This window comes from Enterobacter sp. B79-1 (assembly GCF_057444735.1).
The window spans coordinates 1354723-1370745 of sequence record NZ_JBYAZJ010000001.1; the positions used below are offsets into that span (position 1 = coordinate 1354723).

Consider the following 16023-nt stretch of genomic DNA (forward strand, 5'->3'; position numbering starts at 1 on the left):
AGTGTTATGCCCACCAGTGAGCAATTTGCCAGGCCAGACGGGCGGCAAGCTTTGCGCCTTGCCCATCGCGGTCGTACTGCGGGTTAAATTCTACCAGATCGGCGGCCTGCAGTTTTCCACTGCGGCAGATGCGTTCGATGACCGGCATAAGCTCCAGCGCCGGTATGCCCAGTGCCGCAGGGGCCGAGACGGCGGGCATTTCTCCAGCAGGGAGAACGTCCAGGTCAATCGTGAGATAAACGCGATCGGCCTGCTCCAGCACCTTTTCCAGTGAAGAGAGCGCATCACGCCTGAAATGCAGATCCTCCACCAGCGTGACGTTAAGACGTTCGGCCTCATCCCACAGCGCCAGCGTGTTCGCCGCCCGGCTCACGCCAAAGCAGGCGTACTGAAATTCCCGCCCGCGCTCATCGCAGTAATTCGCCAGCTGGCGAAACGGCGTGCCTGACGTGGCCCGATCGGCTTTGCGCAGATCGAGATGGGCATCAAGGTTGATAATGGCAACCCGCGCGTTCGGGAAAGCGTCCAGCACGCCGCGGCCGTGCGCCCACGCGGTTTCATGCCCGCCGCCGAACACCAGCGTGCGCATCCCGGACTGCTGGCATTGCACCACCGCATCGCTTAATGCCCGCTGCGCGGCTTCAAGATCTGTGCCCTTGAGATAAATTGAGCCCATATCCACAAGCCGCTCATGTCCCTGATGGCTTGCCATGTTCGCGAGCGCCCGGCGAAGTGTATCGGGTGCCTGCACCGCGCCGGGTCTGCCGTGATTGCGCTTCACCCCTTCATCACATTCAAAGCCTATCAGGCCAATGCCTGAAGGCGCTGGTGAAAACGCTTCACGTTGCTGAATAGTCTGGAAAATGCGTTTTGCATTAGTGGCTTCAGCGCTGTCGTCGCGCCCCTGCCAGATCTGCGGTGATGTGGACCGCCACAGTGTCATAGCGTTTTCCCCCGAAAGACGCGTTGATACAAAGGATTACGTCCCGGTTCATAAACCATTTCTACCGGATTTTTTGCATCCCAGACGACAAAATCCGCCACGTATCCGGCCTTTAATTGCCCGTGCGTGGCGCCGCGCCCCAGCGCCTGCGCCGCGTGTCGCGTTACGCCAGCCCAGGCCTCTTCCGGCGTGAGGCCGAACTGGACGCAGGCCATGTTCATCGCCAGGTGCAGGCTGGCAAACGGGCTGGTGCCGGGGTTGTAGTCGGTGGCGACGGCCATCGGGACACCCTGTTTTCTGAGCTGTTCAACCGGCGGACGCTGACGCTCCTGAAGGAAATAGAACGCACCCGGCAACAGGACGGCAACCGTGCCGCTTTCCGCCATTGCCTGTAGGCCTGCGTCATCGAGATACTCAATATGATCGGCAGAAAGCCCCTTGTATCGGCTGACCAGCGCCGCGCCGCCCTGATTCGACAGCTGCTCGACGTGCCCTTTCACCGGGATACCGAGCGCGGTAGCAGCCTGGAAGAGGCGCTCGGTTTGCGACGGGGTAAAGCCGACGTTTTCACAAAACACATCGACTGCTTCATATAGCTCTTTTTGCCACAGCGTGGGCAGGATCTGCTCGCAGACCAGTGTGAGGTACGCATCCGAATCCTGCCGGTATTCCGCCGGAACCGCATGGGCCGCCAGCAGCGTTGGGCTGATATCAATTGGATTATTGAGGCTCAGCTGGCGCGCGACCTGCAGCATCTTCTCTTCGGCTTCGGCGTTTAGACCGTATCCCGATTTGATTTCAACCGTCGTCACACCTTCATTCATCAGACGCTGGAGCCGCTGTTGCGCCAGTTCTAGCAGAGTTTCCGGCGAGCTGCTGCGCGTCGCCGTCACAGTGGCGTTAATCCCGCCCCCCTGCGCGCTGATGGCCTGGTAAGAGACACCGTTCAGACGCTGCTCCCACTCCGCCGCGCGGTCGCCGCCAAACACCAGATGGGTATGGCAGTCAATCAGGCCTGGCGTGACCAGACGTCCCTGAAGATCGACGCTATGACGGTGTCCGGAAGGCAGTTCAGACTCTGGAACAACGGCCAGAAGGGTTTGGCCCCTGACCACCAGAGCGTGTTGTTCTTTCAGGCCATAAGGTTCCGGCTCGCCAGCAACCATTGTTGCCAGCCGTGCATTTCGCCATATCACATCGTCGGGATGAAGCTGCTGCATGGGGATTCCACTTGTCATGGGTTGTATAGACATTTATTTTCATCTGCTGTCTGGTGTCAACCGCATTCATGGAAAATGTTATTTATTTGTGATGACTTCCCCGCCCCCTGAGGGTAAAAACGCAACTTTTACCCTTTTTATCTTCCCGTTTCGCTCAACTTAGTATAAAAAAGCAGGCTATTTCGTCTATCCCGTTAAGACTTGCATACCCAGGAGCTTCACCTTGAACATTTCCAGGATTTCCCGTCTGGCGTTAGCACTTGCCTTTGGCGTGACTTTATCCGCTTGCAGCTCAACCCCGCCGGATCAGCGACCTTCTGAGCAGGTTGCGCCGGGGACCTCATCTCGCCCGATCCTGTCCGCCGATGAAGCGAAAAACTTCACCCAGGCGCGTTACTTCACGGCGATGGATCCCAATGCTGCACCGTGGACGCCGTCTTCTATTACTCTGCCAAAACAGCCAAACTTCGTTGTGGGTCCGGCTGGGGCGCAGGGCGTGACCCATACCTCTATCCAGGCGGCAGTTGACGCGGCTATCACTAAACACAGCGCATCGCGTCAGTACATCGCGATCCTGCCAGGTGAATATGAAGGTACCGTTTACGTACCAGCGGCGCCGGGCAGCATTACGATTTATGGTTTGGGCGAAAAAGCGCTCGACGTGAAAATTGGCCTGGCGATTGATTCCGAAATCGACACCACCACCTGGCGTCACCTTGTGAACCCGGCCGGTAAATACATGCCGGGTAAACCTGCGTGGTATATGTTTGATAACTGCCAGAGCAAGCGCGCCGCCACCATTGGCGTGATGTGCTCAGCGGTGGTCTGGTCGCAGAATAACGGTCTGCAATTGCAGAACCTGACTATTCAAAATACCCTGGGTGACAGCGTTGACGCGGGTAATCATCAGGCCGTGGCTCTGCGCAGCGATGGCGACAAGGTACAGATTAACAACGTGAATATTCTGGGTCGCCAGAACACCTTCTTCGTTACCAATAGCGGTGTGCAGAATACCCTGCAAAATAACCGCCTGACCCGTACCCTGGTGACCAACAGCTACGTTGAAGGCGACGTGGATCTGGTCTCTGGTCGTGGCGCAGTGGTGTTTGATAACACCGACTTCCGCGTGGTGAACTCGCGTACGCAGCAGGAAGGTTATGTGTTTGCGCCAGCGACACAGTCAAACCTCTTCTACGGCTTCCTGGCGGTGAACAGCCGTTTCACTGCTGCAGGTGACAACGTTGCACAGTTGGGTCGTTCTCTGGATGTGGACTCTGCCACTAACGGCCAGGTTGTTATCCGTGACAGCGTGATCAACGAAGGCTTCAACATCGCCAAACCGTGGGCGGACGCGGCCATCTCCAAACGTCCGTTCTCCGGCACCACCGGGACGGTGGACGATAAAGGCATCGTGCAGCGCAATCTGAACGACGCTAGCTTCAACCGCATGTGGGAATACAACAACCGCGGTGTGGGTAGCAAAGTGGTTGCTGAACAGAAGCAGTAAGATGAGAGTAAAAGGGGGAGTTTTAATCCCCCTTTTTACTGCGACTGAATGCGTCAGGCACCAAACTTAAGATACGCATCCAATAGTTGCATAATCGCAACCATGAGTTGCAGGAACAGAATTGCCCATTCCACACCGCTCATACGCCACTCCTTTGGTATAGAGCACTTCTCCTCTGATTTACCTTTCCGCTGCCTGTCACCAGAGGTGTGTTGGTTATGTTTTGAGGTGCTCCGCAGTTTAGGCACCGTCGGCACCACCCGACAGCCAGGACTTAAAAAGGAGCCTGAATTGCGGAACTGCAGCACATCAAACCAACGGACAGAATGATATCAAATCACCACTGTACATAAAAACAGATAAAATCAGTTTAGGAATTTATAAAGTAATATCACCTAAGTAAATGATTATTCATTAATTACTAATTTCTGATCATTCCGTATTTTCTTTTCTTTGTTGACGATGAATTTACATCGCCTTAAGCCAATATTATGATGATCAGGTTGGTTATGTTTTGATGTGCTCACCCGGCTACCACCGGGCATAAAAAAACCTCGCATTCGCGAGGTTTTTTGTTTTTAGCCGCTTAGTGAGCGTTTACCACTACCCACATTGGCCCTTGGCCGACGGCATAACGCCCTTTCTCTTCCAGCAGCCCCTGCTCGCCTTTGATTTCATACAGCGCGATATGGTGGGATTTCTGCCCCGCCGCAATCAGGTATTTGCCGCTGTGATCGATATTAAAGCCACGCGGCTGGGTTTCCGTTGGCTGGAAGCCCTCAATCGCCAACACGCTGCCATCTTCAGAGACGCTAAAGACGGTAATCAGACTGGAGGTACGATCGCACGCATACAGATGACGACCATCCGGCGTAATGTGGATATCGGCCGCCCAACGGGTGTCGGAGAAGTCAGACGGCATCATATCCAGCGTTTGTACGCACTCAATCTGACCGTGTGGATCTTTCAATTCCCACACGTCTACTGAGCTGTTCAGTTCGTTAACCACATACGCATATTGCTGATTCGGGTGGAAGACCATATGGCGCGGACCCGCGCCTTCTACGGTCGTCACTTCGGCAGGGTTTTGTGCCACCAGATGCCCGTCATCGCTCAGGGTAAACAGGCAGATGCGATCCTGCTTCAGGGCAGGCACCCACAGCGTACGGTTGTCCGGGGAGATATTCGCCGAGTGGCAGCCTTCCAGCCCTTCCACCACCTCGACAGTATCCACCGGAATACCGTCCTCAAGACGGGTCACGCTGACGCAGCCCGCATTATAGGAACCGCTGAAGATGAAGCGCCCTTTGCGATCGGTAGAGATATGGGTAGGACTACCCGGCAGCGGTGCTTCGGCGGTGTAGGTCAGTGCGCCATCATCGGGGGAGATACGGTACGCCAGCACGCGGAACTCAGGGCGCACGCCAACGTAGAGAAAACGTTTATCCGGGCTGACGACCATTGGCTGTACTTGCCCCGGAACATCAACAACCTGAACCAGCGTGAGCGAACCTTCTGCATTCAAACGCCAGACGTGGATCTGCTGACTTTCAGGACTGGCGGTATAAACGGTTTGTTTCATGAATACTCCTTTCCTCACTGCACGTGAAAGTGATTATTTTTAACGGTGAATGCTGAATTTTAGCCAGGAATTTTGCAGCGATTTACTCTCGGTGTAACATCCCCTGAGACCTAAAATTCAACATTAACCCGGAAGAACAAATGACCTCGCGTGTGATTGCACTGGATTTAGACGGAACATTACTTACCCCTCAGAAAACCCTGCTCCCCTCTTCTCTTGAAGCGCTTAAGCGCGCGCAGGAAGTGGGATATCAACTCCTTATCGTAACGGGTCGACATCACGTTGCCATTCATCCTTTTTATCAGGCACTGGCGTTAGATACACCTGCAATTTGTTGTAACGGCACCTATTTGTATGATTATCATGCAAAAAAGGTTTTGGCATCCGATCCGCTGCCGGTTCCTCAGGCGCTGCAATTAATTGATCTGCTGGATGAGCACGCCATTCACGGCCTGATGTACGTAGATAACGCGATGATGTACGAGCGCCCGACCGGCCATGTGGTACGCACCAGCAACTGGGCGCTTTCCCTGCCGGAAGCGCAGCGCCCCGTCTTTACGCAGGTTTCCTCTCTGCGTCAGGCGGCACAGGACGTTGAGGCTATCTGGAAATTCGCCCTGACGGATGAAGACACCACCAAACTGAATGCGTTTGCGAAGCACGTCGAGGAGACGCTGGGTCTGGAGTGCGAATGGTCCTGGCATGATCAGGTGGATATTGCCCGCAAGGGTAACAGCAAAGGCAAACGCCTGACGCAGTTTGTGGAATCTCAAGGCTGGTCGATGCAGGATGTGATCGCCTTTGGCGATAACTACAACGACATCAGCATGCTGGAAGCCGCAGGAACGGGCGTGGCGATGGGCAATGCCGACGACGCGGTCAAAGCGCGCGCTAACATGGTGATCGGCGATAACACCACCGACAGCATCGCGCAGTACATTTATACCCACCTGCTGTAATCAGGCGGTGATCGAGACGCTCTTGATTTGCGCGTAAAGCCACAGGCCGGGCTTGATGCCTAACTCATCCCTGGCCCACGGGCTGATACGCGCCCAGAGCGTCCTGCTGCCAACCTCAAGCTTCACTTCCACCTGCCCGTTATCGTCAAAACACTCGGCCACTTTGGCGCGCAGAATATTTCGGACACTGGTTTGCAGCGGCGGCTGCAGCACCAGCGAGACGTCCGACGCCTGGATGCGAATTCTCAGCGCGGACTGTAACGGTTTGTCGATCTTATTGACCCAAAGATGCTGATCGCCCAGCGCCAGCGCGGTCATCGCGTAGTGAGGATGGTGTTCCAGTACGCTCACTTTCAGGATACTGCTCTGCTGCTCTTTCGGGAGCCATGGGTGCATCACGCTGCTACCCCACACCTCTTCCAGGCTGCCGAAGGCCTTCACGCAGCCCTCTTCCAGCACCAGCACCTTGTCTGCCAGATGCAAAATCTCATCCAGGGAATGGCTCACGTAGAGCATCGGAATATTAATTTCTCGTGTCAGGCGCTGTAGATAAGGCAGAAGTTCGCGTTTACGCGGAATATCGAGCGAGGTCAGCGGTTCGTCGAGCAGCAGCAGCTCCGGCGCGGTCAGCAACGCGCGGCCAATGGCCACACGTTGTTTTTCTCCGCCGGAGAGCGAGGATGGCAGCCTGTCAAGCAGAGGTTCAATGCCTAACAGCGTCACCAGCTTATCAAACTGCCCGGCCATGCTTTTCGCCATGCCGTAGCGCAGGTTGCCGCGCACGCTGTAGTGCGGGAATAGCCGCGCATCCTGAAAAACGTAACCAATGCGGCGTTTGTCCGGAGAGAGGTAGACCTTGCTTTCTACGTCATTTAAAACGCGGTTATTCAGGACAATACGCCCGGACTGTGGGCGCGTCAGGCCGCTGATAGCATTAATCAGCGACGTTTTCCCCGCACCGGAAACGCCAAATATGGCGGTAATGCCGCTAGCCGGTAGCGTCTCGTTAAGCGTCAGGGTATGGTTTCCCAGCGTCTGGGTGAAATTGAGTTCAAGCATGCTTATTTCCCCATTCGCTCGCGGCTAAGCCGGGCCAGCCATTCAGATACCAGTAGAGAAGCCAGCGCCAGAACTATCGAGATGATGCACAAACGCGCCGCCGCTCCCTCACCGCCAGGGGTTTGAATCAGGGTATACATTGCGGACGGGATGGTTCGCGTTTCGCCGGGAATGTTCGAGACAAAGGTGATGGTCGCGCCGAACTCGCCGAGCGAGCGGGCAAATGCGAGCACCGTTCCGACAATAATGCCCGGCAGCGTGAGCGGAAGCGTGATGGTAAAGAAGACGCGTAAACGTCCGGCTCCCAGCGTGCGTGCCGCCTGTTCGAGCTTCATGTCCACGCCTTCCAGCGCGAGGCGGATAGCCCTCACCATCAGCGGGAATGACATCACCGCCGCCGCCAGCACGGCGCCGCGCCAGCTAAAAGCAAACGTCAGCCCAAACCAGTCGTAGAGCTTCTCGCCGATAAAACCGCGTCGCCCCATAGAGACGAGCAGAAGATAACCGACCACCACGGGCGGTAACACAAGGGGAAGATGAAGAACGCTATCAAGCAGGGCTTTGCCCGGAAACCGGGTGCGAACCAGTAACCAGGCAAAGAAGATCCCAAAGGGCAAACTCAGCGCAACCGCGAGGGAAGAGACTTTAAGGCTCAGCAGCACAGCCTGCCATTCAGGATCGGTCAATATCATCAGTGAGTCGTAAATCCATAACGTTTAAAGATCGCAGACGCGTCTGGCCCCTTCAGATAGTCATAGAAGGCCGTCACGGTCGCATTTTTATGTCCATCAACAATCGCAACAGGATATTCCACTTTCTTGTGCGAGTCTTCCGGGAACGTACCAACCACTTTCACCCCTTTGCTGGCAACGGCATCAGAGCCATAAACAATCCCCAGCGGGGCCTCGTTACGCTCTACCAGCGCCAGCGCGCCGCGAACGTCCTCCGCCGGAGCCAGTTTCGGAGAGAGGCTGTCCCACGCGCCCAGCTTTTGCAGCGCTTCTTTGGCGTAAATCCCGGCAGGCACATGTTCCGGATCGCCCACCGCCAGACGCCCCCCGTTCAGCAAGCGGGTCCAGTCGGTCGCCTTGTTGATGGTGAGCTCGCCCTGAGCGCTGGCTTTCGGCGCCACGACCACCAGGCTATTCCCCAGCAGCGTTTCGCGAGTTGCGGTATCAATCGATTTTTTCTCAGCCGCGTAGTCCATCCACTTCTGGTCTGCAGAGATGAACAGATCGGCAGGTGCACCCGCTTCAATCTGGCGCGCCAGCGTCGAAGAGGAAGCAAACGACGAGACCACATCAACGTTCTTCTCTTTTTTATACTCAGCGGCGATGTCCTGCATCGCATTGGTCAGCGAGGCAGCCGCAAACACCGTAATTTTCCCCTCTTCAGCCAGCGCGTGCCCGGTAAGAGAAAGCGTCAGCGTTGCCCCTGCAAAAAGGCGTACCCATGTACGTGCCATCTGTAGCTCCTGTCATCATCGTTATATACATATTAATATAACGATATCGTCAGGGAGATCCCAGCGTTAAATGGTACCGATTAATGAGTAAACGGCCTGTTGCTAAGAAAGATATCGGCGATGGAAAGAAATACTTGAGAGCAAAACGCCCGGGTTAACCGGGCGTTTTGGAGGGAATCAATGCTGCTTTTTAGCCTGGTCTCGGTGACCAATGTTCGAAAAGACGTTGAACACTTCACCCAGGCCGTAGATGGCACCGAGGATGATGGCCATCACTACTGGTACCATGATTACCGCGAATACCAGACTTTTCAACAACTCTAACATGGTTTTCTCCAGTTATTGTGAACGGCTTATTCTACCCTTTCAAGTGAGAAAAACATCCCCTTTTGTGCGGTGCACTTTGCGCCCTGCGTCATTTGGGTCACAATACACTTTTTGCCAGGACACTGTTATGCAGGCCGAAATTCTCCTCACCTTACGACTTCAGCAAAAGCTTTTTGCCGACCCGCGACGTATCGCCCTGCTTAAACAAATAGAACAAACAGGCTCGATTAGCCAGGGTGCCAAAAACGCGGGCATCAGCTACAAAAGCGCCTGGGATGCCATCAATGAGATGAACACCCTGAGCGAGCAAACGCTGGTCGACCGTGCAACAGGCGGCAAAGGCGGCGGTGGTGCCGTCCTGACGCGTTACGGTCAGCGTCTGATCCAGCTCTACGATCTGCTGGCGCAGATCCAGCAAAAAGCCTTCGATGTACTGAGCGATGATGACAACGTCCCGCTGGACAGTCTGCTGGCCGCCATTTCACGTTTTTCACTGCAGACCAGCGCCCGCAATCAGTGGTTTGGCAAGGTCACGGCTCGCGACGACGCCCAGGTGCAGCAGCATATCGACATCCTGCTTGCGGATGGTACTACTCGTCTGAAAGCCGCGATCACCGCGCAGAGCGGGCAGCGCCTTGGTCTGGACGAAGGCAAAGAGGTGCTGGTGCTGCTCAAAGCGCCGTGGGTCAGCATTACGCGCAACCCGGAACAGGCCAGTGGTGCAGATAACCAGCTGCAGGGCACCATCAGCCATATCGAACGCGGCGAAGAACAATGCGAAGTGCTGATGACGCTGCCGGATGGGCAACCTCTCTGCGCGACGCTCCCCGCTGCGGAGGCGAACGGTTTAGAAGAAGGTGCTGTCGTTACCGCATATTTCAACGCTGACCGGGTGATTATCGCCACATTGTGCTGAGTGCATTGACAATCGCGCCGACAGCCAGTATCCCTGACATCTATCGCTGCAAAAAATGGGATACATCATGTCATCATTGCATATTTCGCAAGGCACGTTTCGTCTTAGCGATACCCGAACGCTGACCCTTCCTGATTTAACGCTGCGCGCAGGCGAAAGCTGGGCGTTTGTGGGAACCAACGGCAGCGGCAAATCAGCGCTGGCGCGAGCTCTGGCCGGAGAGCTAACCCAGCTTAAAGGCGAACGCCAGAACACCTTCACCCGCCTGACGCGCCTGTCGTTTGAACAGCTCCAGAAGCTGGTGAGCGATGAGTGGCAGCGCAACAACACCGACCTGCTCAGCCCGGGTGAAGATGATACCGGTCGCACCACAGCAGAAATTATTCAGGACGAGGTCAAAAACCCAGCCCGCTGCCAACAGCTGGCGGAGCAGTTTGGCATCTCCGCCCTGCTGAACCGGCGCTTCAAATACCTTTCCACCGGCGAGACGCGCAAAACGCTGCTGTGCCAGGCATTGATGAGCCAGCCGGAACTGCTGATTCTGGATGAGCCGTTCGACGGGCTGGATGTGCACTCCCGTGCCCAGCTGGCCGCCCTGTTAGGAACGCTTAATCAGGATGGTTACACCATCGTACTGGTGCTTAACCGCTTTGATGAAATTCCGGATTTCGTGCAGAACGCGGGCGTGCTGGCAGACTGCAATCTGACCGAAACCGGGGAAAAATCCGCATTGCTCAGGCAGGCGCTGATTGCTCAGCTAGCGCACAGCGAAAAACTGGACGGTATCGCGCTTCCGGAGCCCGACGCCCCGGCGGCACGCCACGGCCTCGATCCCCACCAGCCCCTTATCGTTCTGCGCGACGGCGTGGTCTCCTATGACGATCGACCGATCCTGAACCACCTTAGCTGGACGGTTAATCCCGCCGAACACTGGCAGATTGTCGGCCCTAACGGCGCGGGGAAATCGACGCTGCTGAGCCTGATAACCGGCGATCACCCGCAGGGCTACAGCAACGATCTGACGCTGTTTGGCCGACGTCGCGGCAGCGGTGAAACCATCTGGGATATCAAAAAGCACATTGGCTACGTCAGCAGCAGCCTGCATCTGGATTACCGCGTCAGTACCACGGTGCGCAACGCGATCCTCTCCGGGTATTTTGACTCCATCGGCATTTATCAGGCGGTGTCGGACAGACAGCACAAGCTGGTTCAGCAGTGGCTGGATATTCTGGGCATGGACAGCCGGGTTGCTGACGCGCCGTTCCATAGCCTGTCGTGGGGACAGCAGCGCCTGGCACTCATTGTTCGCGCGCTGGTAAAACACCCGACGCTGTTGATTCTCGACGAACCGCTTCAGGGGCTGGATCCGCTAAACCGCCAGCTGGTCCGTCGCTTTGTCGATATCCTCATTAGTGAGGGAGAAACGCAATTGCTGTTCGTTTCACACCATGCCGAAGATGCGCCCTCCTGTATCACGCATCGCCTTGAGTTTGTCCCCGACGGCGAGCGCTATCGCTACCTTCTCAGCAAAATCGATTAATCGTGGAGGGCACTGCCCTCCGCTTTTTCAGATAACTTGCATCAATACATCGCTATCCCTTTGATCTAGAATGTCATCAGTCATTGAAAAAGCGAGTGTAAAACCGAGTGTAAACGATTCCACTATTTTATCCCATGTCACACTTTTCGCGTCTCTGTTATGCTATGGTTATTACAAACCATAAGCCCAATGGAGCGAATTATGCGAGTTCTGGTAACAGGTGGTAGCGGTTACATCGGAAGTCATACCTGTGTGCAGCTGCTGCAAAATGGTCACGATGTGATCGTCCTCGATAACCTGTGCAATAGTAAGCGCAGCGTGCTGCCGGTGATTGAACGTCTAGGTGGAAAACAGCCGACCTTCGTGGAAGGCGACATCCGCAACGAAGCGCTGATGACCGAGATCCTTCACGACCACGCCATCGAAGCAGTGATCCACTTCGCGGGTCTGAAAGCCGTCGGTGAATCCGTTGCGAAACCGCTTGAGTATTACGATAACAACGTCAACGGTACTCTGCGTCTCATTTCCGCCATGCGCGCAGCGAACGTCAAAAACTTTATCTTTAGCTCCTCCGCCACCGTCTACGGCGATCAGCCCAAAATCCCTTACGTTGAAAGCTTCCCGACCGGCACCCCGCAAAGCCCGTACGGCAAAAGCAAGCTGATGGTGGAGCAGATCCTGACCGACCTGCAAAAAGCACAGCCGGAGTGGAGCATCGCGCTACTGCGTTACTTCAACCCGGTCGGCGCGCATCCGTCGGGAGATATGGGTGAAGATCCGCAGGGCATCCCGAATAACCTGATGCCGTACATCGCCCAGGTCGCCGTAGGCCGTCGCGACTCGCTGGCGATTTTTGGCAATGACTACCCTACCGAAGACGGCACCGGCGTGCGTGACTACATCCACGTGATGGATCTGGCAGACGGCCACGTGGCGGCGATGCAGCAGCTGGCTGACAAACCGGGCGTGCATATTTACAACCTCGGCGCCGGAGTCGGCAGCAGCGTGCTGGACGTGGTTAACGCCTTCAGCAAAGCCTGCGGTAAGCCGGTGAGCTACCACTTTGCCCCGCGTCGTGATGGCGACCTGCCTGCTTACTGGGCAGATGCCACCAAAGCCGATAAAGAGCTTAACTGGCGTGTTACCCGCACGCTTGATGAAATGGCACAGGATACCTGGCACTGGCAGTCACGCCATCCGCAGGGCTATCCGGACTAAGGATCCGTCATGACGCAATTTAATCCCGTCGATCACCCGCATCGTCGTTTTAACCCGCTAAGCGGGCAGTGGATTTTGGTCTCTCCGCATCGCGCCAAACGCCCCTGGCAGGGGGCGCAGGAGACGCCTGCAAAACAGACGCTGCCACAGCACGACCCGGACTGCTTCCTCTGTCCGGGCAACACGCGCGTCACCGGGGATAAAAACCCAGACTACAAAGGCACCTTCGTGTTCACCAACGATTTTGCCGCCCTGATGACCGATACCCCGGACGCGCCGGAAAGCCACGATTCGCTGATGCGCTGCGAAAGCGCGCGCGGGACCAGCCGGGTTATCTGCTTCTCGCCCGATCACAGCAAAACGCTGCCGGAGCTGAGCGTGGACGCGCTGAAAGAGGTGGTCAGCACCTGGCAGGCGCAAACCGCAGAGCTGGGGCAGAGCTATCCGTGGGTGCAGGTGTTTGAAAACAAAGGCGCGGCGATGGGCTGCTCTAACCCGCACCCGCACGGCCAGATCTGGGCGAACAGCTTCCTGCCCAACGAAGCCGAGCGTGAAGACCGTCTGCAGAAAGCGTATTACGCGGAAAACGGTTCGCCGATGCTGGTGGATTACACGCAGCGCGAGCTGGCCGACGGCAGCCGCACCGTGGTGGAAACCGAACACTGGCTGGCCGTTGTCCCTTACTGGGCCGCCTGGCCGTTTGAAACGCTGCTGCTGCCGAAAGCGCACGTGAAGCGCATTACCGATCTCAGCGACGCGCAGCGTGACGACCTTGCCCTGGCGCTGAAAAAGCTGACCAGCCGTTACGACAACCTCTTCCAGTGCTCCTTCCCGTACTCCATGGGCTGGCACGGCGCCCCGTTTAACGGCGAAGAGAATCAACACTGGCAGCTGCACGCCCATTTCTATCCGCCGCTGCTGCGCTCTGCGACGGTGCGTAAATTTATGGTGGGCTATGAAATGCTTGCGGAAACCCAGCGTGACCTGACGGCGGAACAGGCGGCAGAACGTCTGCGTGCCGTTAGCGACGTCCATTATCGCGAATCAGGAGTCTAAAAAATGAGTCTGAAAGATAAAACACAATCCCTGTTTGCTGAGAAATTTGGCTACCCTGCCACCCACGTTATCCAGGCGCCTGGCCGCGTTAACCTGATCGGTGAACACACCGACTATAATGACGGTTTCGTGCTGCCGTGCGCCATCGATTACCAGACCGTCATCAGCTGCGCGAAGCGCGACGACCGTAAAGTCCGCGTGATTGCGGCGGATTACGGTAATGAGACGGACGAATTTTCCCTCGATGCCCCGATTGTGACGCACGACAGCCAGCAGTGGTCTAATTACGTGCGCGGCGTGGTGAAGCATCTGCAGAAGCGTAACAAGAACGTTGGCGGTGCGGATTTAGTGATCAGCGGCAACGTGCCGCAGGGTGCGGGCTTAAGCTCCTCTGCGTCTCTGGAAGTCGCCGTGGGAACCGTGTTCCAGCAGCTTTATCATCTGCCGCTGGATGGCGCGCAAATCGCCCTGAACGGCCAGGAAGCAGAAAACCAGTTCGTGGGCTGTAACTGCGGCATTATGGACCAGCTGATCTCCGCGCTGGGCAAAAAAGAGCATGCCCTGTTAATTGATTGCCGTTCCCTGGGTACCAAAGCCGTTCCCCTGCCAAAAGGCGCGGCCGTGGTGATTATCAACAGCAACTTCAAACGCACGCTGGTGGGCAGCGAGTACAACACCCGCCGCGAACAGTGCGAAACCGGCGCCCGCTTCTTCCAGCAGCCTGCCCTGCGCGACGTCACGCTCAATGAATTTAACAAAGTGGCGCACGAGCTGGATCCGGTGGTCGCCAAACGCGTTCGTCACGTGCTGACTGAAAATGCCCGTACCGTTGAAGCCGCGTCAGCACTGGCGAAAGGCGATCTGAAACGCATGGGCGAGCTGATGGCGGAATCTCACGCCTCCATGCGCGATGATTTTGAAATCACCGTTCCGCAGATCGACACCCTGGTGGACATCGTCAAAGCCACCATTGGCGACAAAGGCGGCGTGCGCATGACGGGCGGTGGTTTTGGTGGCTGCATCGTTGCGCTGGTGCCTGCAGAGCTGGTCCCTGCCGTACAGGACGCCGTGGCGAAGCAGTACGAAGCAAAAACGGGTATCAAAGAAACCTTCTATGTTTGTAAAGCATCACAAGGAGCCGGACAGTGCTAAACGAAACACCTACCCTTGCACCGGATGGTCTGCCGTATCGCCTGTTAACCCTGCGCAACAGCGCGGGGATGGTCGTTACGCTGATGGACTGGGGTGCCACCCTTCTTTCTGCCCGCGTACCGATGCCGGACGGCAGCGTACGCGAGACTCTGCTCGGCTGTGCCTCGCCTGAGCAGTATATTAATCAGTCCGCCTATCTGGGCGCGTCCGTTGGGCGCTATGCTAACCGTATCGCGAAGAGCCGTTTTGAACTCGACGGCGTGCAGTACACCCTGCTGCCAAGCCAGGGTGAGAACCAGCTGCACGGCGGACCGGACGGGTTTGATAAACGCCGCTGGAAGATTGTTCGTCAAAACGACGGGGAAGTGCTGCTCTCGCTGGATTCACCTGATGGCGATCAGGGCTTCCCGGGGAACCTTATCGCCTCTGCGCGCTTTACGCTGACCGACGACAACCGTATCGCCATTGAATACCGTGCGACGATCGACAAGCCGTGTCCGGTCAACCTGACTAACCATGCGTACTTCAACCTGGACGGTAACCAGTGCGACGTGCGTAACCACAGGCTACAGATCCTGGCGGATGAATATCTGCCGGTTGATGAGATGGGTATTCCTTATCAGGGGCTGAAAGAGGTGGGCGGGACCAGCTTTGACTTCCGCAGCGTGAAAACTATCGCCCAGGATTTCCTGAGCGATGACGATCAGCGCAAGGTGAAAGGCTACGACCACGCTTTCCTGCTGCAGGCCAAAGGTGATGTGAAGCTACCTGCCGCACAGGTCTGGTCTGCGGATGAGAAGCTGCAGATGACGGTCTATACCACCGCCCCTGCCCTGCAGTTCTATTCAGGCAACTACCTCGGCGGCACGACGGCGCGCGAGCACGAGGAGTACAGCGACTGGCAAGGGCTGGCGCTGGAAAGCGAGTTCCTGCCCGACAGCCCGAACCATCCGGAATGGCCGCAGCCGGACTGCGTGCTGCGCCCGGGTGAAGAGTACGTGAGCGTCACAGAGTATCATTTCACTCCGCGCGCTTAATGCCCGGCGGCGCTACGCTTGCACGGGCCTACGGGTAGGCCG

Annotated in this window: 16 protein-coding genes; 8 read left to right on the forward strand and 8 right to left on the reverse strand. The window is 56.5% G+C overall.

Annotated elements, in window-relative coordinates:
* Positions 1–4: 4 nt before the first annotated feature.
* Both hutG and hutI read right to left on the reverse strand, forming a co-directional pair.
* Positions 5–943 (reverse strand): formimidoylglutamase, encoded by a 939-nt coding sequence (gene hutG, locus AC2T6E_RS06540; RefSeq protein WP_486690974.1) that lies wholly within the window; start codon positions 941–943, stop codon positions 5–7.
* Entirely contained in the window at positions 940–2163 is a 1224-nt protein-coding gene (gene hutI / locus AC2T6E_RS06545) for an imidazolonepropionase (protein ID WP_253179155.1), read from the reverse strand. Before hutI ends, hutG begins: the two co-directional genes overlap by 4 nt.
* Before the next feature lie 223 nt (positions 2164–2386).
* Between hutI and AC2T6E_RS06550 the strand changes: the two genes are divergently transcribed.
* The gene (locus AC2T6E_RS06550; protein WP_108415886.1) at positions 2387–3670 is read left to right on the forward strand and encodes a putative acyl-CoA thioester hydrolase; all 1284 of its coding nucleotides are present in this window, start codon (positions 2387–2389) and stop codon (positions 3668–3670) included.
* A 53-nt stretch (positions 3671–3723) separates the two neighbouring features.
* On the opposite strand, the gene tisB is transcribed toward AC2T6E_RS06550, so the two are convergent.
* Positions 3724–3813 (reverse strand): type I toxin-antitoxin system toxin TisB, encoded by a 90-nt coding sequence (gene tisB, locus AC2T6E_RS06555; RefSeq protein WP_023332440.1) that lies wholly within the window; start codon positions 3811–3813, stop codon positions 3724–3726.
* A 443-nt stretch (positions 3814–4256) separates the two neighbouring features.
* A complete protein-coding gene (gene pgl / locus AC2T6E_RS06560) occupies positions 4257–5252 on the reverse strand; it encodes a 6-phosphogluconolactonase (RefSeq protein ID WP_174340578.1) in 996 nt (331 codons plus the stop codon).
* A gap of 140 nt (positions 5253–5392) precedes the next feature.
* Here pgl and AC2T6E_RS06565 point away from each other — a divergent pair, with 140 nt between their 5' ends.
* On the forward strand, positions 5393–6211 hold the full coding sequence (locus AC2T6E_RS06565; protein WP_278435520.1) for a pyridoxal phosphatase: 819 nt from the start codon (positions 5393–5395) through the stop codon (positions 6209–6211).
* Here the strand turns inward: AC2T6E_RS06565 and modC are convergent, their stop codons facing one another.
* The 4 genes from modC to AC2T6E_RS06585 all read right to left on the reverse strand — a co-directional run bounded on the left by modC (position 6212) and on the right by AC2T6E_RS06585 (position 9062).
* A complete protein-coding gene (gene modC, locus AC2T6E_RS06570; RefSeq protein WP_486690978.1) occupies positions 6212–7270 on the reverse strand; it encodes a molybdenum ABC transporter ATP-binding protein ModC in 1059 nt (352 codons plus the stop codon).
* 2 nt (positions 7271–7272) lie between these two features.
* Positions 7273–7962, reverse strand: a complete 690-nt coding sequence (gene modB / locus AC2T6E_RS06575; RefSeq protein ID WP_010428783.1) for a molybdate ABC transporter permease subunit — start codon at positions 7960–7962, stop codon at positions 7273–7275.
* Positions 7962–8735 carry a molybdate ABC transporter substrate-binding protein gene (gene modA, locus AC2T6E_RS06580; protein WP_126815571.1) on the reverse strand — a complete coding sequence of 258 codons (774 nt, stop codon included), beginning with the start codon at positions 8733–8735 and terminating at the stop codon, positions 7962–7964. The genes modB and modA overlap by 1 nt, the downstream gene beginning before the upstream one ends.
* A 177-nt stretch (positions 8736–8912) precedes the next feature.
* Positions 8913–9062, reverse strand: a complete 150-nt coding sequence (locus AC2T6E_RS06585; protein WP_008501118.1) for an AcrZ family multidrug efflux pump-associated protein — start codon at positions 9060–9062, stop codon at positions 8913–8915.
* A 127-nt stretch (positions 9063–9189) separates the two neighbouring features.
* Here AC2T6E_RS06585 and modE point away from each other — a divergent pair, with 127 nt between their 5' ends.
* The 6 genes from modE (at position 9190) to galM (ending at position 15981) form a co-directional block, all read left to right on the forward strand.
* Positions 9190–9978: a molybdenum-dependent transcriptional regulator gene (gene modE, locus AC2T6E_RS06590; RefSeq protein ID WP_108415881.1), complete on the forward strand. Its 789-nt coding sequence runs from the start codon at positions 9190–9192 to the stop codon at positions 9976–9978.
* A 67-nt stretch (positions 9979–10045) separates the two neighbouring features.
* Positions 10046–11518: a molybdate ABC transporter ATP-binding protein ModF gene (modF, locus tag AC2T6E_RS06595; RefSeq protein WP_427354037.1), complete on the forward strand. Its 1473-nt coding sequence runs from the start codon at positions 10046–10048 to the stop codon at positions 11516–11518.
* A gap of 201 nt (positions 11519–11719) precedes the next feature.
* Entirely contained in the window at positions 11720–12736 is a 1017-nt protein-coding gene (gene galE, locus AC2T6E_RS06600; RefSeq protein ID WP_042719422.1) for a UDP-glucose 4-epimerase GalE, read from the forward strand.
* A 9-nt stretch (positions 12737–12745) separates the two neighbouring features.
* A complete protein-coding gene (galT, locus tag AC2T6E_RS06605; protein WP_042719424.1) occupies positions 12746–13792 on the forward strand; it encodes a galactose-1-phosphate uridylyltransferase in 1047 nt (348 codons plus the stop codon).
* A 3-nt stretch (positions 13793–13795) separates the two neighbouring features.
* A complete protein-coding gene (galK, locus tag AC2T6E_RS06610; RefSeq protein ID WP_214605443.1) occupies positions 13796–14944 on the forward strand; it encodes a galactokinase in 1149 nt (382 codons plus the stop codon).
* On the forward strand, positions 14938–15981 hold the full coding sequence (gene galM / locus AC2T6E_RS06615) for a galactose-1-epimerase (protein ID WP_214605442.1): 1044 nt from the start codon (positions 14938–14940) through the stop codon (positions 15979–15981). The genes galK and galM overlap by 7 nt, the downstream gene beginning before the upstream one ends.
* The last annotated feature ends 42 nt before the right edge of the window (positions 15982–16023 follow it).

Excerpts from the sequence above, each read along its gene's own strand:
- hutG (WP_486690974.1), bottom strand. The coding sequence starts at position 943 with ATGACACTGTGGCGGTCCACATCACCGCAGATCTGGCAGGGGCGCGAC.
- hutI (WP_253179155.1), bottom strand. The coding sequence starts at position 2,163 with ATGCAGCAGCTTCATCCCGACGATGTGATATGGCGAAATGCACGGCTG.
- tisB (WP_023332440.1), bottom strand. The coding sequence starts at position 3,813 with ATGAGCGGTGTGGAATGGGCAATTCTGTTCCTGCAACTCATGGTTGCG.
- pgl (WP_174340578.1), bottom strand. The coding sequence starts at position 5,252 with ATGAAACAAACCGTTTATACCGCCAGTCCTGAAAGTCAGCAGATCCAC.
- AC2T6E_RS06565 (WP_278435520.1), top strand. The coding sequence starts at position 5,393 with ATGACCTCGCGTGTGATTGCACTGGATTTAGACGGAACATTACTTACC.
- modC (WP_486690978.1), bottom strand. The coding sequence starts at position 7,270 with ATGCTTGAACTCAATTTCACCCAGACGCTGGGAAACCATACCCTGACG.
- modB (WP_010428783.1), bottom strand. The coding sequence starts at position 7,962 with ATGATATTGACCGATCCTGAATGGCAGGCTGTGCTGCTGAGCCTTAAA.
- modA (WP_126815571.1), bottom strand. The coding sequence starts at position 8,735 with ATGGCACGTACATGGGTACGCCTTTTTGCAGGGGCAACGCTGACGCTT.
- AC2T6E_RS06585 (WP_008501118.1), bottom strand. The coding sequence starts at position 9,062 with ATGTTAGAGTTGTTGAAAAGTCTGGTATTCGCGGTAATCATGGTACCA.
- modE (WP_108415881.1), top strand. The coding sequence starts at position 9,190 with ATGCAGGCCGAAATTCTCCTCACCTTACGACTTCAGCAAAAGCTTTTT.
- modF (WP_427354037.1), top strand. The coding sequence starts at position 10,046 with ATGTCATCATTGCATATTTCGCAAGGCACGTTTCGTCTTAGCGATACC.
- galE (WP_042719422.1), top strand. The coding sequence starts at position 11,720 with ATGCGAGTTCTGGTAACAGGTGGTAGCGGTTACATCGGAAGTCATACC.
- galT (WP_042719424.1), top strand. The coding sequence starts at position 12,746 with ATGACGCAATTTAATCCCGTCGATCACCCGCATCGTCGTTTTAACCCG.
- galK (WP_214605443.1), top strand. The coding sequence starts at position 13,796 with ATGAGTCTGAAAGATAAAACACAATCCCTGTTTGCTGAGAAATTTGGC.